This is a genomic window from Streptomyces neyagawaensis, assembly GCF_023516595.1.
Lineage (GTDB): Bacteria > Actinomycetota > Actinomycetes > Streptomycetales > Streptomycetaceae > Streptomyces > Streptomyces neyagawaensis.
The window spans coordinates 1-22,024 of the sequence record NZ_JAMGBG010000084.1 but is presented as its reverse complement, the minus strand read 5'-3'; the positions used below and the strand labels follow the sequence as shown (position 1 = coordinate 22,024).

At 73.0% G+C, this 22,024-nt stretch carries 19 protein-coding genes and 1 tRNA gene; 12 read left to right on the top strand and 8 right to left on the bottom strand.

What is annotated here, in order from left to right:
* The first annotated feature begins 187 nt into the window (after nucleotides 1-187).
* From M8J73_RS30265 to M8J73_RS30250, 4 genes are all read left to right on the top strand, one after another.
* On the top strand, nucleotides 188-1,081 hold the full coding sequence (locus M8J73_RS30265; RefSeq protein ID WP_055512741.1) for an FAD binding domain-containing protein: 894 nt from the start codon (nucleotides 188-190) through the stop codon (nucleotides 1,079-1,081).
* Nucleotides 1,078-3,003: a 2Fe-2S iron-sulfur cluster-binding protein gene (locus M8J73_RS30260; protein ID WP_249829306.1), complete on the top strand. Its 1,926-nt coding sequence runs from the start codon at nucleotides 1,078-1,080 to the stop codon at nucleotides 3,001-3,003. The genes M8J73_RS30265 and M8J73_RS30260 overlap by 4 nt, the downstream gene beginning before the upstream one ends.
* Nucleotides 3,000-5,333 carry a xanthine dehydrogenase family protein molybdopterin-binding subunit gene (locus M8J73_RS30255; RefSeq protein ID WP_055542066.1) on the top strand — a complete coding sequence of 778 codons (2,334 nt, stop codon included), beginning with the start codon at nucleotides 3,000-3,002 and terminating at the stop codon, nucleotides 5,331-5,333. Before M8J73_RS30260 ends, M8J73_RS30255 begins: the two co-directional genes overlap by 4 nt.
* Before the next feature lie 391 nt (nucleotides 5,334-5,724).
* Complete coding sequence (locus tag M8J73_RS30250) at nucleotides 5,725-6,288, top strand: SUKH-4 family immunity protein (protein ID WP_249829305.1); 564 nt, start codon at nucleotides 5,725-5,727, stop codon at nucleotides 6,286-6,288.
* A 202-nt stretch (nucleotides 6,289-6,490) separates the two neighbouring features.
* Here M8J73_RS30250 and M8J73_RS30245 read toward each other — a convergent pair.
* Nucleotides 6,491-6,565: transfer RNA gene (locus tag M8J73_RS30245), tRNA-Cys, on the bottom strand.
* A gap of 263 nt (nucleotides 6,566-6,828) precedes the next feature.
* Between M8J73_RS30245 and M8J73_RS30240 the strand changes: the two genes are divergently transcribed.
* From M8J73_RS30240 to M8J73_RS30220, 5 genes are all read left to right on the top strand, one after another.
* The gene (locus M8J73_RS30240; RefSeq protein WP_249829304.1) at nucleotides 6,829-8,511 is read left to right on the top strand and encodes an MFS transporter; all 1,683 of its coding nucleotides are present in this window, start codon (nucleotides 6,829-6,831) and stop codon (nucleotides 8,509-8,511) included.
* An 86-nt stretch (nucleotides 8,512-8,597) separates the two neighbouring features.
* A complete protein-coding gene (locus M8J73_RS30235; protein ID WP_055538601.1) occupies nucleotides 8,598-8,798 on the top strand; it encodes a hypothetical protein in 201 nt (66 codons plus the stop codon).
* Nucleotides 8,795-9,169 carry a type II toxin-antitoxin system death-on-curing family toxin gene (locus M8J73_RS30230; protein WP_055538602.1) on the top strand — a complete coding sequence of 125 codons (375 nt, stop codon included), beginning with the start codon at nucleotides 8,795-8,797 and terminating at the stop codon, nucleotides 9,167-9,169. Before M8J73_RS30235 ends, M8J73_RS30230 begins: the two co-directional genes overlap by 4 nt.
* Nucleotides 9,170-9,401: 232 nt before the next feature.
* Nucleotides 9,402-11,186 carry a DEAD/DEAH box helicase gene (locus M8J73_RS30225; protein WP_055538603.1) on the top strand — a complete coding sequence of 595 codons (1,785 nt, stop codon included), beginning with the start codon at nucleotides 9,402-9,404 and terminating at the stop codon, nucleotides 11,184-11,186.
* A 381-nt stretch (nucleotides 11,187-11,567) separates the two neighbouring features.
* Nucleotides 11,568-12,209: an IclR family transcriptional regulator gene (locus tag M8J73_RS30220; RefSeq protein WP_055538604.1), complete on the top strand. Its 642-nt coding sequence runs from the start codon at nucleotides 11,568-11,570 to the stop codon at nucleotides 12,207-12,209.
* A gap of 136 nt (nucleotides 12,210-12,345) precedes the next feature.
* Here the strand turns inward: M8J73_RS30220 and M8J73_RS30215 are convergent, their stop codons facing one another.
* Complete coding sequence (locus tag M8J73_RS30215) at nucleotides 12,346-13,200, bottom strand: alpha/beta fold hydrolase (protein ID WP_055538605.1); 855 nt, start codon at nucleotides 13,198-13,200, stop codon at nucleotides 12,346-12,348.
* Nucleotides 13,201-13,257: 57 nt separating this feature from the next.
* On the opposite strand from M8J73_RS30215, the gene M8J73_RS30210 reads away from it, so the two are divergent.
* A complete protein-coding gene (locus tag M8J73_RS30210; RefSeq protein ID WP_055538606.1) occupies nucleotides 13,258-13,776 on the top strand; it encodes a MarR family winged helix-turn-helix transcriptional regulator in 519 nt (172 codons plus the stop codon).
* 73 nt (nucleotides 13,777-13,849) lie between these two features.
* A complete protein-coding gene (locus tag M8J73_RS30205; protein ID WP_055538607.1) occupies nucleotides 13,850-14,650 on the top strand; it encodes a S16 family serine protease in 801 nt (266 codons plus the stop codon).
* A 120-nt stretch (nucleotides 14,651-14,770) separates the two neighbouring features.
* On the opposite strand, the gene M8J73_RS30200 is transcribed toward M8J73_RS30205, so the two are convergent.
* From M8J73_RS30200 to M8J73_RS30180, 5 genes are read right to left on the bottom strand one after another with little or no spacing between them, the layout of a single operon-like run.
* Entirely contained in the window at nucleotides 14,771-15,760 is a 990-nt protein-coding gene (locus M8J73_RS30200) for a glycine betaine ABC transporter substrate-binding protein (protein WP_055538608.1), read from the bottom strand.
* Nucleotides 15,757-16,638, bottom strand: a complete 882-nt coding sequence (locus tag M8J73_RS30195; RefSeq protein ID WP_055538609.1) for an ABC transporter permease — start codon at nucleotides 16,636-16,638, stop codon at nucleotides 15,757-15,759. Before M8J73_RS30195 ends, M8J73_RS30200 begins: the two co-directional genes overlap by 4 nt.
* Nucleotides 16,635-18,131, bottom strand: coding sequence for an ABC transporter ATP-binding protein (locus tag M8J73_RS30190; protein WP_372504043.1), 1,497 nt, complete (start codon nucleotides 18,129-18,131; stop codon nucleotides 16,635-16,637). Before M8J73_RS30190 ends, M8J73_RS30195 begins: the two co-directional genes overlap by 4 nt.
* The gene (locus M8J73_RS30185) at nucleotides 18,124-18,771 is read right to left on the bottom strand and encodes an ABC transporter permease (protein WP_055539912.1); all 648 of its coding nucleotides are present in this window, start codon (nucleotides 18,769-18,771) and stop codon (nucleotides 18,124-18,126) included. Before M8J73_RS30185 ends, M8J73_RS30190 begins: the two co-directional genes overlap by 8 nt.
* A 20-nt stretch (nucleotides 18,772-18,791) precedes the next feature.
* The gene (locus tag M8J73_RS30180; protein WP_055539913.1) at nucleotides 18,792-19,274 is read right to left on the bottom strand and encodes an Lrp/AsnC family transcriptional regulator; all 483 of its coding nucleotides are present in this window, start codon (nucleotides 19,272-19,274) and stop codon (nucleotides 18,792-18,794) included.
* Between the two features lie 123 nt (nucleotides 19,275-19,397).
* Between M8J73_RS30180 and hppD the strand changes: the two genes are divergently transcribed.
* Nucleotides 19,398-20,552, top strand: a complete 1,155-nt coding sequence (gene hppD / locus M8J73_RS30175) for a 4-hydroxyphenylpyruvate dioxygenase (protein WP_055539914.1) — start codon at nucleotides 19,398-19,400, stop codon at nucleotides 20,550-20,552.
* A gap of 239 nt (nucleotides 20,553-20,791) precedes the next feature.
* Here the strand turns inward: hppD and M8J73_RS30170 are convergent.
* A partial coding sequence (locus M8J73_RS30170; protein ID WP_372504042.1) for a tetratricopeptide repeat protein occupies nucleotides 20,792-22,024 on the bottom strand: 1,233 nt, incomplete at its 5' end.

The following is a 22,024-nucleotide window of genomic DNA, read 5'->3' as shown; positions in this document are numbered from 1 at the left end:
CACGTCCGCCCTGTCAGCACGTACCGTACGGCAACACAGGCGGACCAGGGTCTGTCGTTCGGATCATGTCGGCTTCGGGCAACGGTGCCGGATGATGGCCGCTGGGCGGGGCGCGCAGCGAGCTCCGTCTCCAGGCGTGATCCGTGAGACAGGCCCTACGGTGGGGCAGCGGGAAGGGGCAGCCGGTTTGACCACGCACGCACCGCAGGCGGCGCAGGCCGTGACCCTGCCCGGCTCGCTCGACGAGGCCGTGGCGGCCCTCGCCGCCATGCCCTGGGCGGTTCCGGTGGCGGGCGGCACGGACCTCATGACCGCGGTCAACTCCGGGCAGCTCAGGCCCGCCGCGCTGGTCGGGCTGGGCAGGATCAGCGAGATCCGCGGCTGGCAGTACCAGGACGGGCACGCCCTGCTCGGCGCCGGACTGACGCACGCCCGGATGGGGCGCCCGGACTTCGCGGCGCTCATTCCGGCGCTCGCCGCCGCCGCGCGCGCAGCCGGACCGCCGCAGATCCGCAACGCGGGCACCCTCGGCGGCAACATCGCGACGGCCGCCCCCACGGGGGACGCGCTGCCGGTGCTGGCCGCCCTGGAGGCCACCCTGGTCATCGCGGGCCCGGGCGGGGCCCGCCGCGAGATGCCCGTCTCCCATCTGCTCGCCGGCATGGAGATGCTGCGCCCCGGCGAACTGATCGGGTTCGTGCGCGTGCCGCTGCTGCACGCCCCCCAGGTCTTCCTGAAGGCCACCGGGCGGACCGGCCCCGGCCGCGCCGCCGCCTCGGTCGCCCTCGTCCTCGACCCCGCCCGGCGCGGGGTGCGGTGCGCCGTCGGCGCCATAGCGCCGATGCCGCTGCGCCCGCTGGACGCCGAGGCGTGGGTCGCCGGACTGATCGACTGGGACGGCGAGCGCACCCTGGTCCCCGAGGCGTTGCAGGCCTTCGGCGAGTACGTCGCCGCCGCCTGTATCCCGGACCCGGCCCCCGAGGTCGACGGCTCCGTGCCACCGCTTCCGCCTGCCGTACTGCACCTGCGGCGCACCGTCGCCGCGCTGGCCCGACGAGCACTGGGGAGGGCGCTGTCGTGACCGACGACCAGCACGGAGAGGGCACCCCGCAGCAGGGGGGCCAGAGCGGCTGGGAGCGACTGCCGCAGGGCGACTACGACGACGGCGCCACCACCTTCGTTCAGCTCCCCGAGGGGGGCATCGACGCGCTGCTCGCCGCCGACAGTCCCCTCGCCGCGCCCGGCCACGGCTATGTGCCGCCGCCCATAGCGGCCAACCCGCCCGCCGCCGGGACCGACCCGTCCGGCACGGGCTCCTGGGCCATGCCGGCCGAGGGCACCCAGTGGCACGACCCGAACGCCGGGCAGCAGCAGCCCCCGGCGCAGGACGGGTTCACGTACAACCCCGGCTCGACCGGGCAGTGGACGTTCGAGGAACCCGCCGCGCAGGAAGGCACCGCACCCGGTCACGACGTGACCGGCGAGTGGTCGATTCCGGTCGCCGGAGGTGACCTTCCGGACGAATCGGGCGAGTTCAGTACGTCGGCCCTGGTCGAGCAGTGGGGCGGCACCCCGCCCGCCACCCTGCCCGGCGGCGCCCCCGCGCCCTGGGCGACCGAGCAGATCGGCACCGCGTGGACCGCGCCGCCGCCCCCGGCACGTGCCGAGGAGAGCGCCGCCGAGGAACCCCCGGTTGACGCGCCCGCCGAGGCCACGGGAGTGCCCTCCGGCACTGCCGTCGAGGCACCGGCCCCCGACAACACCGCCGAGGAGGCCCCCGAGGGCGCCCAGGAGCCCGCCGGGACCGCCGACCGGTCCGCCGAGGCCGACAGCGACCCCACGGGCCCGCAGGAGGCGAAGACGCCCGCCGAGGCGTCCGACGCCGAGACCTCCGGCACCGAGGACGCGGACGCCGCGGACCCGGCCGCCGAGCCCACCCCGCCCCCGCACGACGACCACCCCCTCGCCTCGTACGTCCTGAGCGTCAACGGCGCCGACCGGCCCGTCACCGACGCCTGGATCGGCGAGTCGCTGCTGTATGTGCTGCGCGAGCGGCTCGGCCTCGCGGGCGCCAAGGACGGCTGCTCCCAGGGCGAGTGCGGCGCCTGCAACGTCCAGGTCGACGGCCGCCTCGTGGCCTCCTGCCTGGTGCCCGCCGTCACCGCGGCGAGCAGCGAGGTGCGCACCGTCGAGGGTCTCGCCGTCGACGGACAGCCGTCCGACGTGCAGCGGGCGCTCGCCCGGTGCGGCGCCGTCCAGTGCGGCTTCTGCGTGCCGGGCATGGCGATGACCGTGCACGACCTCCTGGAGGGCAACCCGGCGCCCACCGAACTGGAGGCCCGCCAGGCGCTGTGCGGCAACCTCTGCCGCTGCTCCGGCTACCGCGGCGTGCTGGCGGCCGTCCGCGACGTCGTCGCCGAACGTGCGGCGCACGCGGCCGCCGACAGCGACACCGGGGCCGACACCGACGAGGCACGCATCCCGCACCAGGCGGGCCCCGGCGCGGGCGGCGTCAACGCGGCGGCGTACGAGGCCCAGGAGGCCCCGCCCCAGGCCCCGCACGACCCCGGCCAGTCGTACGGCGGCCAAGGGCTGTCCTTCGGCGGCCAGGACGACACGTACGGCGGTCAGGGGCAGTCGTTCGGCGGTCACGGCGACACCTACGGCGGACAGGGCCAGAGCTTCGGAGGTCAGGACCAGAGCTTCGGAGGTCAGGACCAGTCGTACGGAGGCCAGGACCAGTCGTACGGAGGCCAGGACCGGTCGTTCGGGGGGCACGACGACTCCTACGGCGGTCAGGGGCAGTCGTTCGGCGGTCATGACGACACCTACGGCGGTCAGGGCCAGAGCTTCGGGGGCCAGGACCAGTCGTTCGGTGGCCAGAGCGACACATATGGCGGTCAGGGGCAGTCGTTCGGTGGTCATGACGACACCTACGGCGGTCAGGGCCGGAACTTCGGCGATCAGGACCAGTCGTTCGGCCAGGACGGAGGCCAGGCGTGACCAACGACGCAGCCACCGCGACGCCCGCGATCACCGGCACCGCCGGCACCGCCGGGGACGCCGCGCCCGCACCGGAGGCACCGCCGCACGGGCTCGGCGTGTCCCTGCCGTCGGCCGACGCCCGCGCCAAGTCCGAGGGCACCTTCCCGTACGCGGCCGACCTGTGGGCCGAGGGCCTGCTCTGGGCGGCCGTCCTGCGCTCACCGCACCCGCACGCGCGCATCGTGTCCATCGACACGTCCCACGCGCGCGAGATGCCCGGCGTCCGGGCCGTCGTCACCCACGAGGACGTGCCGGGCACCCCGCTGCACGGCCGCGGCAAGATCGACCGGCCGGTGTTCGCGTCCGAGGTCGTCCGCCACCATGGCGAGCCCATCGCGGCCGTCGCCGCCGACCACCCGGACACCGCGCGGATGGCCGCCGCCGCCGTCATCGTCGAGTACGAGGTGCTCGACCCGGTGATCGACCCCGAGCAGGCCTTCGAGGCCGAACCCCTGCACCCCGACGGCAATCTGATCCGGCACATCCCGCTGCGCCACGGCGACCCCGACGCCTCCGGCGAGATCGTCGTCGAGGGGCAGTACCGCATCGGCCGCCAGGACCCGGCCCCCATCGGCGCCGAGGCCGGCCTCGCCGTGCCCCGCCCCGACGGCGGTGTCGAGCTGTACCTCGGTTCCACCGACCCGCACACCGACCGCGACACCGCCGCCGCCGTCTTCGGCCTGGCCGCCGACCGCGTGAAGATCGTCGTCACCGGGGTGCCCGGCGCCACCGCCGACCGCGAGGACCAGGGCTTCCAGCTCCCCCTCGGGCTGCTGGCGCTGAAGACCGGCTGCCCCGTCAAGCTGACCGCCACGCGCGAGGAGTCCTTCCTGGGCCACGCGCACCGGCACCCGACCCTCCTGCGCTACCGCCACCACGCGGACGCCGAAGGCAGGCTCGTCAAGGTCGAGGCCCAGATCCTGCTCGACGCCGGCGCGTACGCCGACACCTCGTCCGAGGCCCTGGCGGCGGCCGTGTCGTTCGCCTGCGGCCCGTACATCGTCCCCAACGCCTTCATCGAGGGCTGGGCGGTCCGCACCAACAACCCGCCCTCCGGCCATGTCCGTGGCGAGGGCGCCATGCAGGTGTGCGCCGCGTACGAGGCGCAGATGGACAAGCTCGCCAAGAAGCTGGGCCTCGACCCGGCCGAGCTGCGCATGCGCAACGTGATGTCCACGGGTGACGTGCTGCCGACCGGGCAGTCCGTGACCTGCCCGGCCCCGGTCGCCGAACTCCTCGAAGCGGTCCGGGAGTTCCCGCTCCCGGCGCTGCCGAAGGACACCCCCGAGGAGGAGTGGCTGCTGCCGGGCGGCCCCGAGGGCGCGGGCGAGCCGGGCGCGGTCCGGCGCGGCGTCGGCTACGGCCTCGGCATGGTCCACATGCTCGGCGCGGAGGGCGCCGACGAGGTCTCCACGGCCACCGTGAAGGTCCACGACGGCATCGCGACCGTGCTGTGCGCGGCCGTCGACACCGGCCAGGGCTTCTCCACCCTCGCCCGGCAGATCGTCCAGGAGACCCTCGGCATCGACGAGGTCCACATCGCCCAGGTCGACACCGACCAGCCCCCCGCGGGCGCCGGCTGCCGGGGTCGCCACACCTGGGTGTCGGGCGGCGCGGTGGAACGCGCGGCGAAGATGGTCCGCACGCAGCTGCTCCAGCCCCTGGCCCACAAGTTCGGCATGTCCACGGAGCTGCTCCAGATCACCGACGGCAAGATCACGTCGTACGACGGTGTCCTGTCGACGACGGTCGCGGAGGCACTCGACGGCAAGGAGCTGTGGGCCACCGCACAGTGCCGACCGCACCCCACCGAGCCGCTGGACGGCGCGGGCCAGGGCGACGCGTTCGTGGGCATGGCCTTCTGCGCGATCCGCGCGGTCGTGGACGTCGACATCGAACTCGGCTCCGTACGGGTCGTGGAGCTGGCGGTCGCCCAGGACGTGGGCCGGATCCTCAACCCCGCGCAGCTCGCCGCCCGGATCGAGGCGGGTGTCACCCAGGGCGTCGGCATCGCGCTGACGGAGAACCTGCGCACCCCGCGCGGTCTGATCCGCCACCCCGACCTGACCGGCTACTCCCTGCCGACCGCGCTCGACGCCCCCGACATCCAGATCGTCAAATTGGTGGAGGAACGGGACGTGGTGGCCCCCTTCGGCGCGAAGGCGGCCAGCGCGGTGCCGGTGGTCACCTCCCCGGCGGCCATCGCCTCCGCGGTACGGGCCGCGACGGGCCGCCCCGTGAACCGCCTGCCGATCCGGCCGCAGGCGGCGGTGGTGACGGGGGCCTGACCGGGCCTGACGCGTACGTGGCCGGTCGGTGCTGATGGGTGCCGGCCGTTCCTGAGGGTGCGTGGCCGGTCGGTGTTGCTGGGTGTCGGCTCTTCCAGAGGGGTGTGTGGCCGGTCGGTCCGGATGGGTGCCGACCGTCCCTGACGGGCGCGTGGCCCGTAGATACCGACGGCTGCTGGGCGTTCCTGACGCGTGCCCTGCCGCTCCTGAGCCATCCCGACCGGTCCCGGCGTGAGCCCGTTGGCTGGTGTTCGCGTGTGCGGCGGGCGTTGTCAGTGGGGCGGCGTAAGGTTCTGGGAGTGGGACGGCAACGGCCGCTGGGCGGTGCGGTGTTGTCCCCTGCCGGGGGGTAGCACGCCGCGCACCATGTGCTGGGGGAGCCGAGAGCACGATGACGATGGGGACCATGGGCCTGACGGACCTGAACGACTTGACGGACCTGACCGTGACCGCCGGACCGGCGACACTGTCGGGACTGGCGCTGGACCTGCCCGCCCTGCTGCTGGACGAGGAGTTCGGCCAGAGCAAGGTGTGGCGCTTCGAGGACTTCGACTTCCCGGCGACGCTCACGCACGAGCCGACCCGCCGCTTCCTGCGCGACATGGGCCTGCCCGAGGAGCACGCCCTCTTCCAGCTCGACACGGACATCCCGCTGCCGACCCTCGCCGAGTACTACGCGTACGAACGCCCCGGGTTCCCCGCCGACCGACTTCCCGCCGAGGCGACCCGACTGATCCGTCTCGGCCACTTCGTCGAGGGCAACAGCGTTGTCCTCGACGGCACGACGGGCGCCGCGCTCAACTGGAGCGAGCCCGAGTCCACGCTCTGCCCCCTCAACGCCGACATCTCCACCTTCGCGTTCACCCTCTGGCTCCTCCAGCGGGAGAAGCGCGAGAGGACGGCGACGGGCTGCTGGGTGGAAACCCTCCGCAACGAGGCCTGCGCGGGCGGCTGAGCCGACGGGTCGCCCCGCTGCGGGCGACCACGACAACGGCCGACCGCTTCACAACGGCCGACCGCTTCACAGCGGCCGGCCGTCCGACGTGGCTGGAGGGCGTCCGACGAGTTGCGAGGGAACTGCGACGGACGCACAACAGGGCGGCACCCTTCCGGGGTGCCGCCCTCGCGTTGTGCCTGGTCGCCTGACCGAGGCGCGCTGGAGGCCGTGGCGGGAATCGAACCCACGTAACTCGCTTTGCAGGCGAGTCCCTAAACCACTCGGGCACACGGCCGGGTTGGGGCAATCATGGTGCTTCGTGGAACTTCGGGTGATTGCTCCGAACTCGATGTACAGACCGTAGGCGGGGGAGTGGGCGGGGCTCAAGGGGTGCGTGGGGGTCGCAACGGGACTGCCATACGCCGTTCATGAAAGGGCGTGGCGTGGGGTGCCCGGGGTTCGTGGGGGAGTAGGGACGGGGGCGTACGACCAAGGTCGCACGGGGTGCGGGACTCCGGACAGGGGTCAATGTCGGGCATGCCCCTTACGCTGGCGGGCATGGGTGCTCTGAGGCCGCGTGGCACGGGCGTTGCGCAGGATGTTGGTCGGGTGGTTGTCGGCGAGCGTGCGGAGGGAGTGTTGGGGCGCTCCTACCGGGCGCTCAGCGTCGGCATCGTCTCCGTCGTGCTGCTGATCGCGTTCGAGGCGATGGCGGTCGGGACGGCCATGCCGGTCGCCGCACGGGAGTTGGACGGGGTCTCGGCGTACGGCTTCGTGTTCTCGGCGTACTTCACCACCAGCCTGTTCGGCATGGTGCTGTCCGGGCAGTGGTCGGACCTGCGGGGGCCGCTCGGGCCGCTGACCACGGGCATCGCCGCGTTCGCCGCCGGACTGCTGCTGTCCGGCACCGCGGGCGCGATGTGGCTGTTCATCGTCGGCCGGGCCGTCCAGGGACTTGGTGGCGGCCTGGTCATCGTCGCGCTGTACGTGGTGGTGGGGCGGGCATACCCGGAGCGGCTGCGGCCGTCCATCATGGCGGGGTTCGCCGCGAGCTGGATCATCCCCTCCGTCGTCGGCCCCCTCGCCGCGGGCGCCGTCACCGAACAGCTGGGCTGGCGCTGGGTCTTCGTGGGCATCCCGGTCCTGGTCGTGCTGCCGCTGGGGCTGGCACTGCCCCAGATACGGCGCCGGGCGTCAGGACCGGTCGGCGGCCCGGCGCCCGGCCCCGGCGCCCCGGCGGATATCCCGGCCGGTACCCCGGTCGACATCCAGGCCGGCGCCCCCTCCGTGTCGTCCCCGTCCACGGCGTCCCCGTCCACGGACGGCGCTTCTTCCGGCGCGCACCCCGCCGCGTCGCCCCCATCACCTGCATCTGCCCCTGCCCCTGGCGCCGCATCTGCGCCTGCCGGGGTCTCCGCCCCTTCCTCGGCTTCGGCCTCCCCCTCTCCGTCCCCCTCCTTCGACCGCCGCCGTATCCGGCTCGCCCTCGGTATCTCGGTGGGGGCCGGGCTCCTGCAGTACGCGGCCCAGGATCTGCGGTGGCTGTCGGTCGTGCCGGCCGCGGTCGGGGTGGCGCTGCTGGTGCCGGCCGTGCTGGGGCTGTTGCCGAGGGGGACGTACCGGGCGGTGCGGGGGCTGCCCTCCGTGGTGCTGCTGCGCGGGGTGGCGGCGGGGTCGTTCATCGCGGCCGAGTCGTTCGTGCCGCTGATGCTGGTCACCCAGCGGGGGCTGTCGCCGACGCTCGCCGGGTTCTCGCTCGCGGCGGGCGGCGGGGCGTGGGCGCTGGGGTCGTGGGTGCAGGCGCGGGCGCGCGTGGAGCCGTACCGGGAGCGGCTGATGACGACCGGGATGGTGGTGGTCGCGGCGGCGATCGTCACCGTGCCGAGCGTGCTGATCGAGACGGTGCCGGTGTGGACCGTGGCTGTCGCGTGGGCCTTCGGGTGCTTCGGGATGGGCCTTGTCATCTCCTCCACCAGTGTCCTGCTGCTCAAGCTCTCCGCCCCGGAGGAGGCAGGCACCAACTCCGCCGCGCTCCAGATCTCCGACGGCCTCTCCAACGCGCTGCTGCTCGCGGCCGGCGGCGCCGCCTTCGCCGCGCTCGGCGGCGGCGCGGCCGGCCACACGGCCACGACGGCCTCCGGCAGCGGCTCCCACCCGGCCGCGTTCATCGCCGTGTTCCTGCCGATGGCGGCCGTGGCGCTCCTGGGGGCCTGGGTGACGACACGGCTGCGGGAGCGGTGAGGGAGGAGGGGGTGAGGAGGGTGAGGGGCGGACCGTTGTCCGTAAACCGGTGGGGCCTCCGCCCGCCTCCCCTCTAACCTCGCCCCATGACCGAGATCACCCACCGCCTCGACCCCGCGCTCCATCGGGCCCTCGCCGACCTCGCCGACGCGCAGGGGCGGGGACCGGACGAGGTCGTGGGGGAGGCCGTGGAGGCGTACGTGCGGGCGCAAGGGGCGCTCGTGCGCGGGCATGCCGATCGGCTCGCCTCGGCGCATGCCGAGTTGTTGCGGAGGTTGGGGGAGTGAGCCGTCATCTGACCGTCGCCGAGGTCACCGCCCTCGCCGAGGTCGCCTTCGGCGGGCGGGCGCCCGAGCAGCGTGAGCCCGGACTGCTGGAGTCGGCCGTGCACCGGCCGCGCGCCCGTATGTTCGGCACCGCCGCCTACACCGACCTCCACGACCGGGCGGCCGCGCTGCTGCACGCCATCGCCACGAACCACCGCCTCGTCGACGGGAACAAGCGCACGGCCTGGCTCGCGGCGGCCACGTTCCTCGCCGTCAACGGCGTCGACCTCGCGGACGTGGACCAGGACCGGGCGTACGACCTGGTCATCGATGTCGCCTCCGGGGACGAGGGTGATGTCGGGGTGATCGCGGGGCGGCTGAGGTCGCTGTGAGGTGGATCCCATCGCCGGGGGAGCGGGTGTCGTACGCGCGTTGACCCGGTCCCGCCGCCGGTAGGGTGGCCCGGTTGTCATACGTAGCCGAGCCGGCCGAGCCGCTGTGGCAGGGCCGCTCGCCGCTACCCCACCGAGCCGCCCGACCACAGATCACAGACCGGAGACCGTGACTACCTCCCGCCCGTCGCCCACCGCCACCCTCAACGGAGGGCCCTCCGGGCCCGCGCCCATGACCGCTTCCTCGAACCACCACCTCTCACCCGCCTTCCCCGGCCGCGCCCCCTGGGGTACCGCCAGCAAGCTGCGTGCCTGGCAGCAAGGGGCGATGGAGAAGTACATCCAGGAGCAGCCGCGGGACTTCCTCGCGGTCGCGACGCCCGGCGCCGGGAAGACCACCTTCGCGCTGACGCTCGCGTCCTGGCTGCTGCACCACCACGTCGTGCAGCAGGTGACCGTCGTGGCGCCGACCGAGCACCTGAAGAAGCAGTGGGCGGAGGCCGCGGCGCGGATAGGGATCAAGCTGGACCCCGAGTACAGCGCGGGGCCGCTCGGCCGGGAGTACGACGGGGTCGCCGTCACCTACGCCGGTGTCGGCGTGCGCCCCATGCTGCACCGCAACCGCAGCGAACAGCGCAAGACCCTCGTCATCCTCGACGAGATCCACCACGCCGGCGACAGCAAGTCCTGGGGCGAGGCCTGCCTGGAGGCGTTCGAACCGGCCACCCGGCGGCTCGCCCTCACCGGTACGCCCTTCCGGTCCGACACCAACCCCATCCCGTTCGTGACGTACGAGGAGGGGCAGGACGGCATCCGGCGGTCCTCCGCCGACTACACCTACGGCTACGGCAACGCGCTCGCCGACAACGTCGTGCGGCCCGTCATCTTCCTCTCCTACAGCGGCAACATGCGCTGGCGCACCAAGGCCGGCGACGAGATCGCCGCGCGGCTCGGCGAGCCCATGACCAAGGACGCCATCAGCCAGGCCTGGCGCACCGCGCTCGATCCGCGCGGCGAGTGGATGCCGAGCGTGCTGCGCGCCGCCGACCAGCGGCTCACCGAGGTCAGGAAGGCCATCCCGGACGCGGGCGCCCTCGTCATCGCCTCCGACCAGGAGTCGGCGCGCGCCTACGCCAAGCTCATCCGGGAGATCACCGGCCACGGGGCGACCCTCGTCCTGTCCGACGACTCCGGCGCCTCGGACCGCATCGACGAGTTCAGCCACAACACCGACCGGTGGATGGTCGCCGTCCGTATGGTGTCCGAGGGCGTCGACGTGCCGCGGCTCGCGGTCGGCGTGTACGCCACCACCATCTCCACCCCTCTCTTCTTCGCGCAGGCCGTCGGGCGTTTCGTGCGGTCCCGACGGCGCGGCGAGACCGCGTCCGTGTTCCTGCCGACCGTGCCCGACCTCCTCGGCTTCGCCAACGAGATGGAGCGCGAACGCGACCACGTCCTCGACAAGCCCAAGAAGGGGGGCGAGGAGGACCCGTACGCCGAGGAGGAGAAGCTCCTCGCCGAGGCGGAGCGGCAGCAGGACGAGGACACCGGCGAGCAGGACATGCTGCCGTTCGAGGCGCTGGAGTCCGACGCGGTCTTCGACCGGGTCATGTACAACGGCGCCGAGTTCGGTATGCAGGCCCACCCGGGAAGCGAGGAGGAGCAGGACTACCTCGGGATCCCGGGGCTCCTCGAACCCGACCAGGTGCAGCTGCTGCTCCAGAAGCGGCAGGCCCGGCAGATCGCGCACAGCCGCCGGAAACCGGACGCGGAGGCCGACCTCGTCGAGCTGCCCGCCGACCGCCGGCCCGTCGTCACCCACAAGGAACTCCTCGAACTGCGCAAGCAGCTCAACAGCATGGTCGGCGCCTACTCCCACCAGAGCGGCAAGCCGCACGGCGTCATCCACACCGAGGTACGGCGTGTGTGCGGCGGACCGCCGAGCGCCGAGGCCACCGCGGGCCAACTGCGGCAGCGCATCGCCAAGGTGCAGGAGTGGGCCACCCGCATGAAGTGACAGCGGCGCCTGGCGGGGCGTCGGTCGCACGGGCGGATGACGGCTGTTCGCACGGCGCGCGGGGAGGCCCGCGCGCCGTGCGGAGCGCTGTGGGTGCCCTGTGAGCCGCGCCCCTACATTTCGCGACAAATCGAAGTAGTCCGTACCGCACCTTGACCGGATTCTGGACGGAGTCTTCCGCTCAGCGAACCGGCTCGTCTACTGTCCCGCTACGCAAACGCCCCGTGGCAGCGCCGCCGCGGAGCGCAGCCGTGAAGCGACTCCGCCCGGATGCCAACCGGGTCCAGCCGATCGGCGGCCTCTGTAGCGCGTCGCCGACGGGACCGGTGACGCATCCCTCGCGAAGGGGGCCGCCGCCCTCACCACGAAGGAGTGGGCGTCGTGACCGCGGAGACCTCTCAGACGCTGGACAGGGGACTGCGTGTCCTCAAACTTCTCGCCGATACCGACCACGGGCTGACCGTCACCGAGCTGTCCAACAAGCTCGGGGTCAACCGGACCGTTGTGTACCGTCTGCTCGCCACACTGGAGCAGCACTCGCTCGTACGACGTGACCTGGGCGGACGTGCCCGGGTCGGGCTCGGTGTGCTCCGCCTGGGCCGCCAGGTGCATCCGCTGGTGCGGGAGGCCGCGCTGCCGGCGCTGCGGTCGTTGGCCGAGGACATAGGTGCCACCGCGCACCTCACCCTCGTCGACGGCACCGAAGCGTTGGCCGTGGCTGTCGTCGAGCCGACGTGGACGGATTATCACGTCGCCTACCGGGCCGGATTCCGTCATGCGCTGGACCGGGGGGCCGCCGGACGCGCGATCCTGTCGGCCCGTCAGCAGCCGGGGGACTGGCCCGGGTACGCGCTCACGCACGGTGAGCTGGAGGCCGGGGCGAGCGGTGCCGCGGCGCCGCTGCTCGGTGTGAACGGGGTCGAGGGCAGCGTCGGCGTCGTCATGCTGGCGGACGCGGTGCCGGAGCGGGTGGGGCCGCGCGTGATGGACGCGGCCCGAGAGGTGGCGGACGCGCTCCGCTGACACGCGCGGCGGGCCGAGCCGAGGCACCCCCGTGACCTCGGCTCCCTGTGACCCCGGCCGTCTGTGACCCCGGTCTCCTGCGACCTGGAATCCGCCCGCCTGTCCTGGCGCCGCCCTTCTACGGCCGGGGCTCGTCCTACGGCCGGTGCGCGCCCTGCGGCGTCTCCAGGGTGTCCAGCGTCTCCAGCCACTCCAGGACCAGCTTCGCGAAGGTCTCCGGCTGTTCCATGTTGGCGTAGTGGGCCGTGCCCTCGATGGACGTGGCGCGACCGGGGCCGGCGACCGTGGTGGTGAGGCGTTCGGCCATGGCGATGAGGTCGGGGGCGTCGAGGGCGCCGTTGACCGCGAGGACCGGGACGGTGAGGGAGGCGGCGCGCGCCCAGGTGTCCGTCACCGGGACGTGCCAGTCCGTCTCGCCGAGGGAGTGCTTGGAGACGGTGTCGCGGTTCATCTCCCGCACGCGGCGCACGAGCTCGGCGTCCACGTCGTCCGCGCCGCGGTACGGGCCGACGACCGCCTCGGCGGCGACGTCGAGCCAGGTCTCGATGTCCCCGGCCATCAGCGCGCCGTAGTAGCGGGCGACCGAGTCCTTGGTCCACGGGTCCGTGAACTCGGGCTCGCTGGTGCCGACGTTGCTGACGACGAGGCCCCGTACGAGATCCGGGTGCTCCAGCGCGGTGTCGACCGCGATGCCTCCGCCCATCGACATGCCGATCAGCACGGCCGGGCCGGTGTCGAGGTGCCGCAGGAGCGCGGCGAGGTCGTCGGTGAACCGGAACGGCTTGCTCGCGTTGGCCGAGGCGCCGTGGCCGCGCGCGTCCGGTGTGATCACCCGGTGGTGTGCCGAGAGCGGCGGAACGAGATCGCGCCACATACGGCGATCGGTGAAGCCGCCGTGCAGCAGGACCAGCGGGAGGCCCGTGCCGGTGTCGCCGTAGGCGAGCGGGCCGTCGTCGGATGTGAATGTGAACACCTGAGAGGCATCAGTCATGACAACTAAGGTGTCATCTTGCGAGCGGAATGGCAACCCAGGTGTCATCCTGGTCGGGTGACGCAGAACGACAGCGACAACGAGACCGGTCGAGCCGCCCACGACGCCGACAAGGACCGACCACTCCCGCCCGAGGTCCTCGCCGGGCGGCTGTACGAGGTGTTCGCCGTCCTCGGCCCCCTGTACCGCCGGGTCACCAAGGCCGTGGAGCTGAAGGCGCCGATCGTGGGGCTCTCCATCGGCGTACGGGCCGTACTGGAGCTGCTGCGGGCCAGGGGCCCGATGACGGTGCCGCAGATGGGGCGGGCCCTGGCGGTGAGCCGGCAGTTCGTGCAGCGGATGGTCAACGAGGCGGCGGACGGCGACCTCGTCGAGGCCGTCCCCAACCCGGCGCACCAGCGGTCGTCCCTGATCCGGCTGACGGACGCGGGGCGCACCGCCATCGAGGACCTCATCGCCCGTGAGAGCCGGCTGATGGCGCAGGTCGGGGGCGACATCACCGGCGCGGACATCGACTCCTGTGTGCATGTGCTCACGCAGATGCTCGCGGTCTTCGAGGACACCGACGGGAAGTGAGTTCCGGCACCCTGGGCCGGGCCTGCGCCCACCGCCCCCTGGCCGGAACCGCGCGTCGCGTTAGATTGACTCCGTGCTCTCTCGCCTCTCCCGTCTATCGCGTCCCGCCGCCGTAGCCGTCTGTGCCGTGCCCGTCGTGGGGCTGCTCGCGACGGTCGCGTTCGCACCGTTGCCGTTCACCATCGCGCAGCCCGGTATGACGGCGAACGTCCTCGGCGAGAACAAGGGCGAGCCGGTGATCACCATCTCCGGCGCGCAGACCCGGCGGACCACCGGCGAACTGCGCATGACGACCATCGTGGCGACGGGCCCCGACGCCGACGTCGACCTCGGTGACGTGCTCGACAACTGGTTCCGCACCGACCGGGCCGTCATGCCGCGCGACGCGGTCTACCCCAGCGGCGAGTCCGTGAAGGAGATCGAGGAGTACAACGCGGCAGAGATGAAGGAGTCCCAGGACACGGCCACCGAGGCGGCCCTCGCGTACCTCGGTGAGGACGCCGACGACGTCAAGGTCACCCTGCGGCTCGCCGACGTCGGCGGCCCCAGCGCCGGTCTGCTGTTCTCCCTCGGCATCGTCGACAAGCTCGACGGTGACGGCAGCGGCGGCGATCTCACCGGCGGCCGGGTCATCGCCGGTACGGGGACCATCGACGGCTCCGGCAAGGTTGGCGCCGTCGGCGGGGTGCCCCTGAAGACCCAGGCCGCCCGCCGTGACGGCGCCACGATCTTCCTGGTCCCCAAGGCCGAGTGCGCCGACGCGAAGGCCGAGCTGCCGAAGGGGCTCAGGCTCATCCCGGTGACCACGCTGAAGAACGCGGTCAGCTCCCTGGTGGCCCTGGAGACGGGCAAGGGCTCGGTCCCCAGCTGCTGACCCGACCACCGGCTTCCCCCACCTCGACCACGAGCCGCCCTGCCCGCGCCGCGCGTGACGTGGAGCGGCCGGAAACCGCCGCTCCTTCCTGGCCCGTCCCCTCGGCGGGCCGGGATCCGCTCACTCGCCCCCGCCCGGGGTGACGACGAACCCCTCCGCCACCATCCACTCCAACGCCACCTGGTGCGGATCCTCCCCCTCCACATCGACCCTTGCATTCAGCTTCCGGGCCACGTCGTTGTTCAGCTTCGCCGTGATCGGGGCCAGGACGTCGGCGATGGCCGGCCATTTCCTCAGGGTCGCGGAGTTGATCTCGGGGGCCGCGTTGTAGTGCGGGAAGAACCGCCGGTCGTCCTCCATCACCGCGAGCCGCATCGACGCGATGCGGCCGTCGGTGGTGAAGACCTCCCCGTACACACAACTCCCCTTCGCCGCCTGCGTGTAGATGATCCCGGTGTCCATCTGGGTGATGTTCCCGGCGGGCAGGCTCATGCCGTACGCCTTCTGCAACCCCGGCAGCCCGTCCGCGCGGTTGGCGAACTCGCCCTCCACGCACAGGGTGACGGCGTCGGGGTCCCGCCCCGCGAGAACGGCCACCTCGGAGAGGTTCCTCGTGCGGTACCGGTCGGCGTTGGCTCGGTTCAGGGCGAGGGCGTACGTGTTGTCCAGGGCCGACGGCGGCAGCCAGGTCACCCCGTTCCTCAGGTCGGCGTCGCGCACCGCCTCCCACTGCCGGCGCGCATCGGCGATGGGGGCGCTGTTGCCCTGGTACGTGATCCAGGCGGTGCCCGTGTACTCGAACATGGCGTCCGCCTCGCCGCTCCTGACCGCCTCCCGGGCGCCGAAGGACCCCTGGACGCCGGTCCGGTCGAGCACCTCCGCGCCGGCCGCCTGGAAGGCGATGCCCATGATCGCGCCGAGGATCAGGTTCTCCGTGAAGTCCTTCGACGTCACGGTCAGCTCGGCGCCCTCCAGGGGCCGGCCCCGTCCGACGGAGCCCGGCCGTACGTCGTCCGTCATGGGGGAGCCGCTGGTCAGCCCGCACCCGGTGACGGCCAGCAGTCCGCAGAGCAGGACGGCCGCACGCTGCGCCGACCCGACCGGGCTCATGGGCCCTCCTCCAGGCCCCGCGGCCGCAGCAGCACCTCCGCGAGCGAGGCCAGCCAGTCCACCAGCAGGGCCAGCGCCACCGTGAGGATCGAGCCGAGGACGAGGACGGGCACGCGCTGGTTGGTGATGCCGGTGGTGATCAGTACGCCGAGGCCGCCGCCCCCGCCGAACGCGGCGAGGGTGGCCGTGCCGACGTTCAGGACGAGGGCCGTGCGGACGCCCGCGAGGATCAGCGGCACGGCCAGCGGGAGTTCGACGCGTGTGAGCACCTCCGCGGGTGACATGCCGATGCCCCGGGCGGCTTCGAGGAGCGTCGGCTCGTTCGCCCTGAGGCCGGCCATCGTGTTCGACAGAACCGGCAGGACGGCGTAGGCGATCATGCCGGTCAGGGCCGCCGTCCGTCCGATGCCGAGCCAGATCACCAGCAGCGCCAGCAGACCGATGGCGGGGGTGGCCTGCCCCGCGTTGGCGACGGCCCGGACGAAGGGCGTGGCCGCGCGGAATCTCCGCCGGGTCAGCAGGACGCCCAGCGGGACGGCGATGACCAGTACGAAGAAGGTGGAGACGGCGGTCAGCGCGATGTGCTGCCGCAGGGCCAGCCACACCTGCCCGTTCGCCAGGGCGTTCGCGGAGATCGCGTCCAGCTCGGCGTGCCGGAACCAGAGCCAGGTGCTGACGAGGACGACGACGAGGAGGCTCGGCAGCAGGGTGAGCTTCCGCCAGGTGATCCTGAGGGGGCGGGCCTCGTAGGGGGCAGGTGCTGCGCCGGGCGACCCGTCCGGGGACCCGGACGGGTAGGGCGACGCGGGCGCGACGGGGGTGCCGGGGGCAGCGGACGTGGCGTCCGCCCCCGGGGCCGTGCCCGGCGGCGCGCTCACCCCGCGCTCCCCACGGCGTCCCCCTCCGGTTCCTCGGCGATGTCGGCCTCCGGGATTCCCGTGGCCCCACTCCCTGCCGGACTCGCGGTGGCTTCACCAGCCGGCCGACCGGCGGCCCCGCCCTGCGGCCGCCCCGCGGCTTCGCCCTGCGGTCTTCCGGCGGCGTCGCCCTCCGGTCTTCCGGCGGCTTGGCCCTGCGGTCTTCCGGCGGCTTCGCCCTCCGGCCGCCCGGCGGCCTGGCCCTCCGGCCTCCCCGCCGTGTCACCCTCCACCCTCCCCGCCGTGACCTCCTCCGCTTCCGGCAGCGTGGGACCGGGTCGGGTCGCCTCCAGTTCCTCCTGGTGTTCCCGCGCGCGTCTGCGGTCGGCGGCCAGCAGCCCGCGCACGGTGTCGAGGAGGCCCTCCAGGTGGACGGCGCCCGCGTACACGCCGTTCGGGCCGGTGATCGCGACCCGGCCCGCGCTGTCGGTCAGTACCGCCTCCAGGGCCTCCCGGAGCGTGGCGTCCCTGGTCACCGTCCCGCCGACCGGGGTCCCGGCCTCCGTGAGCGGCCCCTCGGTGTGCGCCAGGTCCTCGCGCCGCAGCCATCGGAGGGGCCGGCCGCGCCGGTCCAGCAGCAGCATCTCGTCGGCGGCGCTCGCCCGCAGCCGGCCCCGGACCTGCTGGATCGGCTCCCCTTGATGTGCCGTCGGGCAGCCGGTGCCGTCCAAGTCCCGCAGGCGGGTGAGGTCGAGCCGCCTCAGGGCGGCGCCCGTGCCGACGAAAGCGGAGACGAAGTCGTCGGCGGGGTGGGCGAGGATCGCCTCCGGGGTGTCGAACTGGGCGATCCTCGACCGCTCCCCGAGGACCGCGATCCGGTCGCCGAGCTTGATCGCCTCGTCGATGTCATGCGTGACGAACACGATGGTCTTGCGCAGCTCGCGCTGGAGCCGGAGCAACTCGTCCTGGAGATGGCCCCGGGTGACCGGGTCCACCGCGCCGAACGGCTCGTCCATCAGCAGCACCGGCGGATCGGCGGCCAGCGCCCGCGCCACACCCACCCGCTGCTGCTGGCCGCCGGAGAGCCTGCGCGGATACCGGTCGCGGAACTCGCCCGGGTCGAGCCCCACCAGCTCCAGCATCTCCGTCACCCGCGCCCTGACCCGTCGCCCGGACCAGCCGGCCAGCCGGGGCACGAGGGCGATGTTCTGGGCGACCGTCATGTGCGGGAAGAGGCCGGACGACTGGATGGCGTAGCCGATCTCGCGGCGCAGCTTGACCGGATCAAGTCCGGTGACGTCCTCACCGTTGATCCGGACGGATCCACTGGACGGCTCGATCAACCTGTTGATCATCTTGAGTGTCGTCGACTTGCCGCATCCCGAGGGCCCCACGAACACGACCGTCTCGCCGGCACGGATGCGCATGGTCACACCGTCGACGGAGGGTCGGGGGTTGCCCGGATAGTGCTTTGTGAGGTCGACCAGCTCGATGGCGGCGCCGGTGTCAGCCACGGATCCCCCTCGGGATCGTCAGCCGCCCGAGCAGGACGTACCCGGCATCGAACAGCAGCGCGAGGACGACGATGCCGAGCGTGCCCGCGAGCACCTGGTTGAGCGCGTTGGCGCTGCCCAGCGAGGCGATACCGCGGAAGATCTCGTTGCCGAGTCCCGGCCCGGAGGCGTACGCGGCGATCGCGGCGATGCCCATCAGCATCTGGGTGGCGACCCGGACGCCGGTGAGGATCGGCGGCCAGGCCAGCGGCAGCTCCACCCGCAGCAGCCGGCGCGCCCGGGACATCCCGATGCCCTTCGCCGCGTCCACCAGCGCCGGATCGACCCCGCGCAGCCCCACGATCGCGTTCCGCACGACGGGCAGCAGCCCGTACAGCGTCAGCGCGATCACCGTGGGGGCGACACCCAGCCCCACCACCGGGATCAGCAGGCCGATCATCGCGAGGGAGGGGACGGTGAGCACGGCCGAGGTCGTGGCGGTGGCGAGACCGGCCGCCCACTCCCGCCGGTAGGTGAGGACGCCGATCGCCACCCCGGCGACCGTCGCCACGACCACGCACTGCAGGACGGCACTGGCGTGCTGGTACGCGTCGAACAGCAGCCTCTCGCGGTAGCTGCCCACGTAGTCCCAGAAACCCACCGCACGTACCCCCAGATCGGCTACGTCGTCGTCTCCCGGTCCGCCGCCGCCTGCTCCACCAGCGGGATGACCCGCAGCGGAACGGGGTTCTCCATGACGATCGCCGTGGCGGCCCGGACGATGCCATCAAAACCGACGACCCGGTCGATCACCCGCTGGAGATCCGCGTTCGAACGGGCCACCAGCCGGCACAGCATGTCGCCGCTGCCGGTCGTCGTGTGCAGCTCCAGCACCTCCGGCACGGTCGCCAAGTGCGCCCGGACGTCCGCGCCTTGACCCTGCCGGATCTGCAGCGTCGCGAACGCCGTCACCGGGTAGCCGAGCGCCGCCGGGTCCACCTGGGGGCCGAAGCCGCGAATGACTCCATTCGACTGAAGGCGGTCCAGCCGCGCCTGCACCGTGCCCCGCGCGACCCCCAGCCGCCGCGACATCTCCAGCACCCCGATACGCGGCTCGCGCGCCAGCAGCACGATCAGCCGCCCGTCCAGATGATCGATCGCCATGAGCTCTCCCGAGGTGAGCATCCTGTACAGAACAAGCCCGAGTATGGGGTCACGACTGTGCAGATTGTCCAGCCATGATGCGAACTATTGCGCACCTTGCGGGAGCGGGGAGAACCTGCGGCCATGGCAGCCACCTCTGCGCACCCGCACCCCGTCCCTGACACCGCTCGGCAGGCCGACCCCTTCCCGGTCAAGGGAATGGACGCTGTCGTCTTCGCCGTGGGCAACGCCAAACAGGCCGCCCACTACTACTCCACCGCCTTCGGCATGCGGCTCGTCGCCTACTCCGGCCCCGAGACCGGCAACCGCGAGACGGCCAGCTACGTCCTGGAGAACGGCTCGGCCCGGTTCGTCCTCACCTCGGTCGTCAAGGCGACCACCACCTGGGGCCACTTCCTCGCCGAGCACGTCGCCGAGCACGGCGACGGCGTCATCGACCTCGCCATCGAGGTCCCCGACGCCCGCCGCGCCTACGAGTACGCCATCGAGCACGGCGCCCGCTCCGTCGCCGAGCCCTACGAGGTGAAGGACGAGCACGGCACGGTCGTCCTCGCCGCGATCGCCACGTACGGCACGACCCGGCACACCCTCGTCGAGCGCACCGGCTACGACGGCCCGTACCTCCCCGGCTACGTCGCCGCCGCCCCCATGGTCGAGCCGCCCGCCCAGCGCACGTTCCAGGCCATCGACCACTGCGTCGGCAACGTCGAACTCGGCCGCATGAACGAGTGGGTGGAGTTCTACAACCGGGTCATGGGCTTCACGAACATGAAGGAGTTCGTGGGCGACGACATCGCCACCGAGTACAGCGCGTTGATGTCGAAGGTGGTGGCGGACGGCACGCTCAAGGTCAAGTTCCCCATCAACGAGCCCGCCATCGCCAAGAAGAAGTCCCAGATCGACGAGTACCTGGAGTTCTACGGCGGCGCGGGCGTCCAGCACATCGCCCTCAACACGAACGACATCGTGCGGACCGTACGGACGATGCGGGCGGCCGGGGTGGAGTTCCTCAACACGCCGGACTCGTACTACGACACGCTCGGCGAGTGGGTCGGCGACACGAGGGTCCCCATCGAGACCCTGCGCGAGCTGAAGATCCTCGCGGACCGGGACGAGGACGGGTACCTGCTGCAGATCTTCACGAAGCCGGTGCAGGACCGGCCGACGGTGTTCTTCGAGATCATCGAGCGGCACGGGTCGATGGGCTTCGGGAAGGGCAACTTCAAGGCGCTGTTCGAGGCGATCGAGAGGGAGCAGGAGAAGAGGGGCAACCTGTAGGGCGCCTCATAGCTCGGGGGGCGCGGTTCGTCGGCGGGTGCGGGTGAGTGGGGGCCGTTCGCGCAGTTCCCCGCGCCCCTGAAGGGAACGGGCCTGCGGCCCGCCCTTCATCGGAAAAGCACGGGGCCGTAGGCCCCTGCTTTTCCAGGGGCGCGGGGAACTGCGCGAGAAACCACAACGAACCCGCACCCGCCGACGAACCGCGCCCCCCGAGCTCTTGTGCGGACACATCCCTCCCCCTAGAGATAGGGATTGATCCGCCGCGCCTCCTCCCCGTGGCGCCGCGCAGACGCCGTCAGCCCCAGCGCCCGCTCGATCTCCGCCCGGTGGTGCACGTACACCGCCGACCGCACCTCACCGCCCCGCGCCGGATCCGTCGCCCGTCTCGCGTACTCCAGTGCCTCCTCGTGCGACCCGGCCCGGTGCAGCGCCCACCCCAGCGCGTCGGCGACCTTCAGCCCCGGCTGTCGGCGCCACTCCGCGCGCAGTACCCGCACGGCCTTAGCGGGATCGCCGTGGTCCGCCTCCAGCGCGCCGAGGACCAGCGCCTCGTTCACCCCCGCGGCCGCGGACCGCCGGACCAGCTCCCGCACCACCCCGTACTGCTTCGCCGCCGCCCCGGCCCGCCCCAGCGACTCGTACAGCTCGCCCAGTTCCAGGGCCACCCGGGCCGACGGCCGCCGCGTGAGCGCGGCCCGGTACGCCCGTACCCCCTCGGCCGTCCTGCCCGTCGCCGCCAGCACCCGCCCGTGTCCCGCGAGCGCGTCCGCCGCGCCCGGGTCGGCCCGGGTCGCCGCCGTGAAGTAGCGGGACGCCTCGGCCGGCTCGCCCCGCTCCCAGGCCAGCTCCCCGGCCCGGACCCACAGCGCCGCCTCCTCGGCCGGGGTCCCCGCGGCCGCCGCCGCGTCGGTGAGCGCGGCGGCCGCGTCCTCGCGGCGGCCCTGGTCCCAGTAGACGCGGGCGGCCCACGCCTGGGCCGCCGGGCCGGAGTCGGCGTCGAGGAGCCGCTCCAGGGTGCCGCGCACAGCCTTGTAGCGGCCGAGCCCGTCGTACGCGTCGAGGAGCAGCGCGTGCGACGTCCAGCGGCCCGGCGACGCCTCCACCGCCCGTTCGCCCCAGCGCAGCGCCGCCGGGAAGTCGCGCCGGGTGTTCGCGAGCGCGGTCATGCCGTCGAGCGCGTCGGCGTTGCCGTGTGGGCGCAGCCGCAGCGAGGCGCGCAGGGCCTTCTCGGCCCTCGGAAGGTCCGAGACGCGGCCGGTGCGCCGCGCCCGCTCCACGTACGCCGCGCCCAGCACCGCCCACGCCCCGCTGTCCCGGGGCCGCGTCCGCACCCGCTTCTCACGGTCGGCGACGAGCACCGCCAGCTCGTCCGCCCCGACCGACAGCCCGGCGGCCAGCACCCCGGCCCCCGCGCGGGCCCGCACCTCCGCCAGCACCGGCGCACGCCCCCCGGCCCCCGCCACGGCCCCCGG

What these genes read in the sequence shown, in the direction of transcription:
- M8J73_RS30180 (WP_055539913.1), bottom strand. Translation starts at nt 19,274, where the DNA reads ATGGCGATCGATCATCTGGACGGGCGGCTGATCGTGCTGCTGGCGCGC.
- M8J73_RS30240 (WP_249829304.1), top strand. Translation starts at nt 6,829, where the DNA reads ATGGGTGCTCTGAGGCCGCGTGGCACGGGCGTTGCGCAGGATGTTGGT.
- hppD (WP_055539914.1), top strand. Translation starts at nt 19,398, where the DNA reads ATGGCAGCCACCTCTGCGCACCCGCACCCCGTCCCTGACACCGCTCGG.
- M8J73_RS30235 (WP_055538601.1), top strand. Translation starts at nt 8,598, where the DNA reads ATGACCGAGATCACCCACCGCCTCGACCCCGCGCTCCATCGGGCCCTC.
- M8J73_RS30225 (WP_055538603.1), top strand. Translation starts at nt 9,402, where the DNA reads ATGACCGCTTCCTCGAACCACCACCTCTCACCCGCCTTCCCCGGCCGC.
- M8J73_RS30250 (WP_249829305.1), top strand. Translation starts at nt 5,725, where the DNA reads ATGACGATGGGGACCATGGGCCTGACGGACCTGAACGACTTGACGGAC.
- M8J73_RS30215 (WP_055538605.1), bottom strand. Translation starts at nt 13,200, where the DNA reads ATGACTGATGCCTCTCAGGTGTTCACATTCACATCCGACGACGGCCCG.
- M8J73_RS30200 (WP_055538608.1), bottom strand. Translation starts at nt 15,760, where the DNA reads ATGAGCCCGGTCGGGTCGGCGCAGCGTGCGGCCGTCCTGCTCTGCGGA.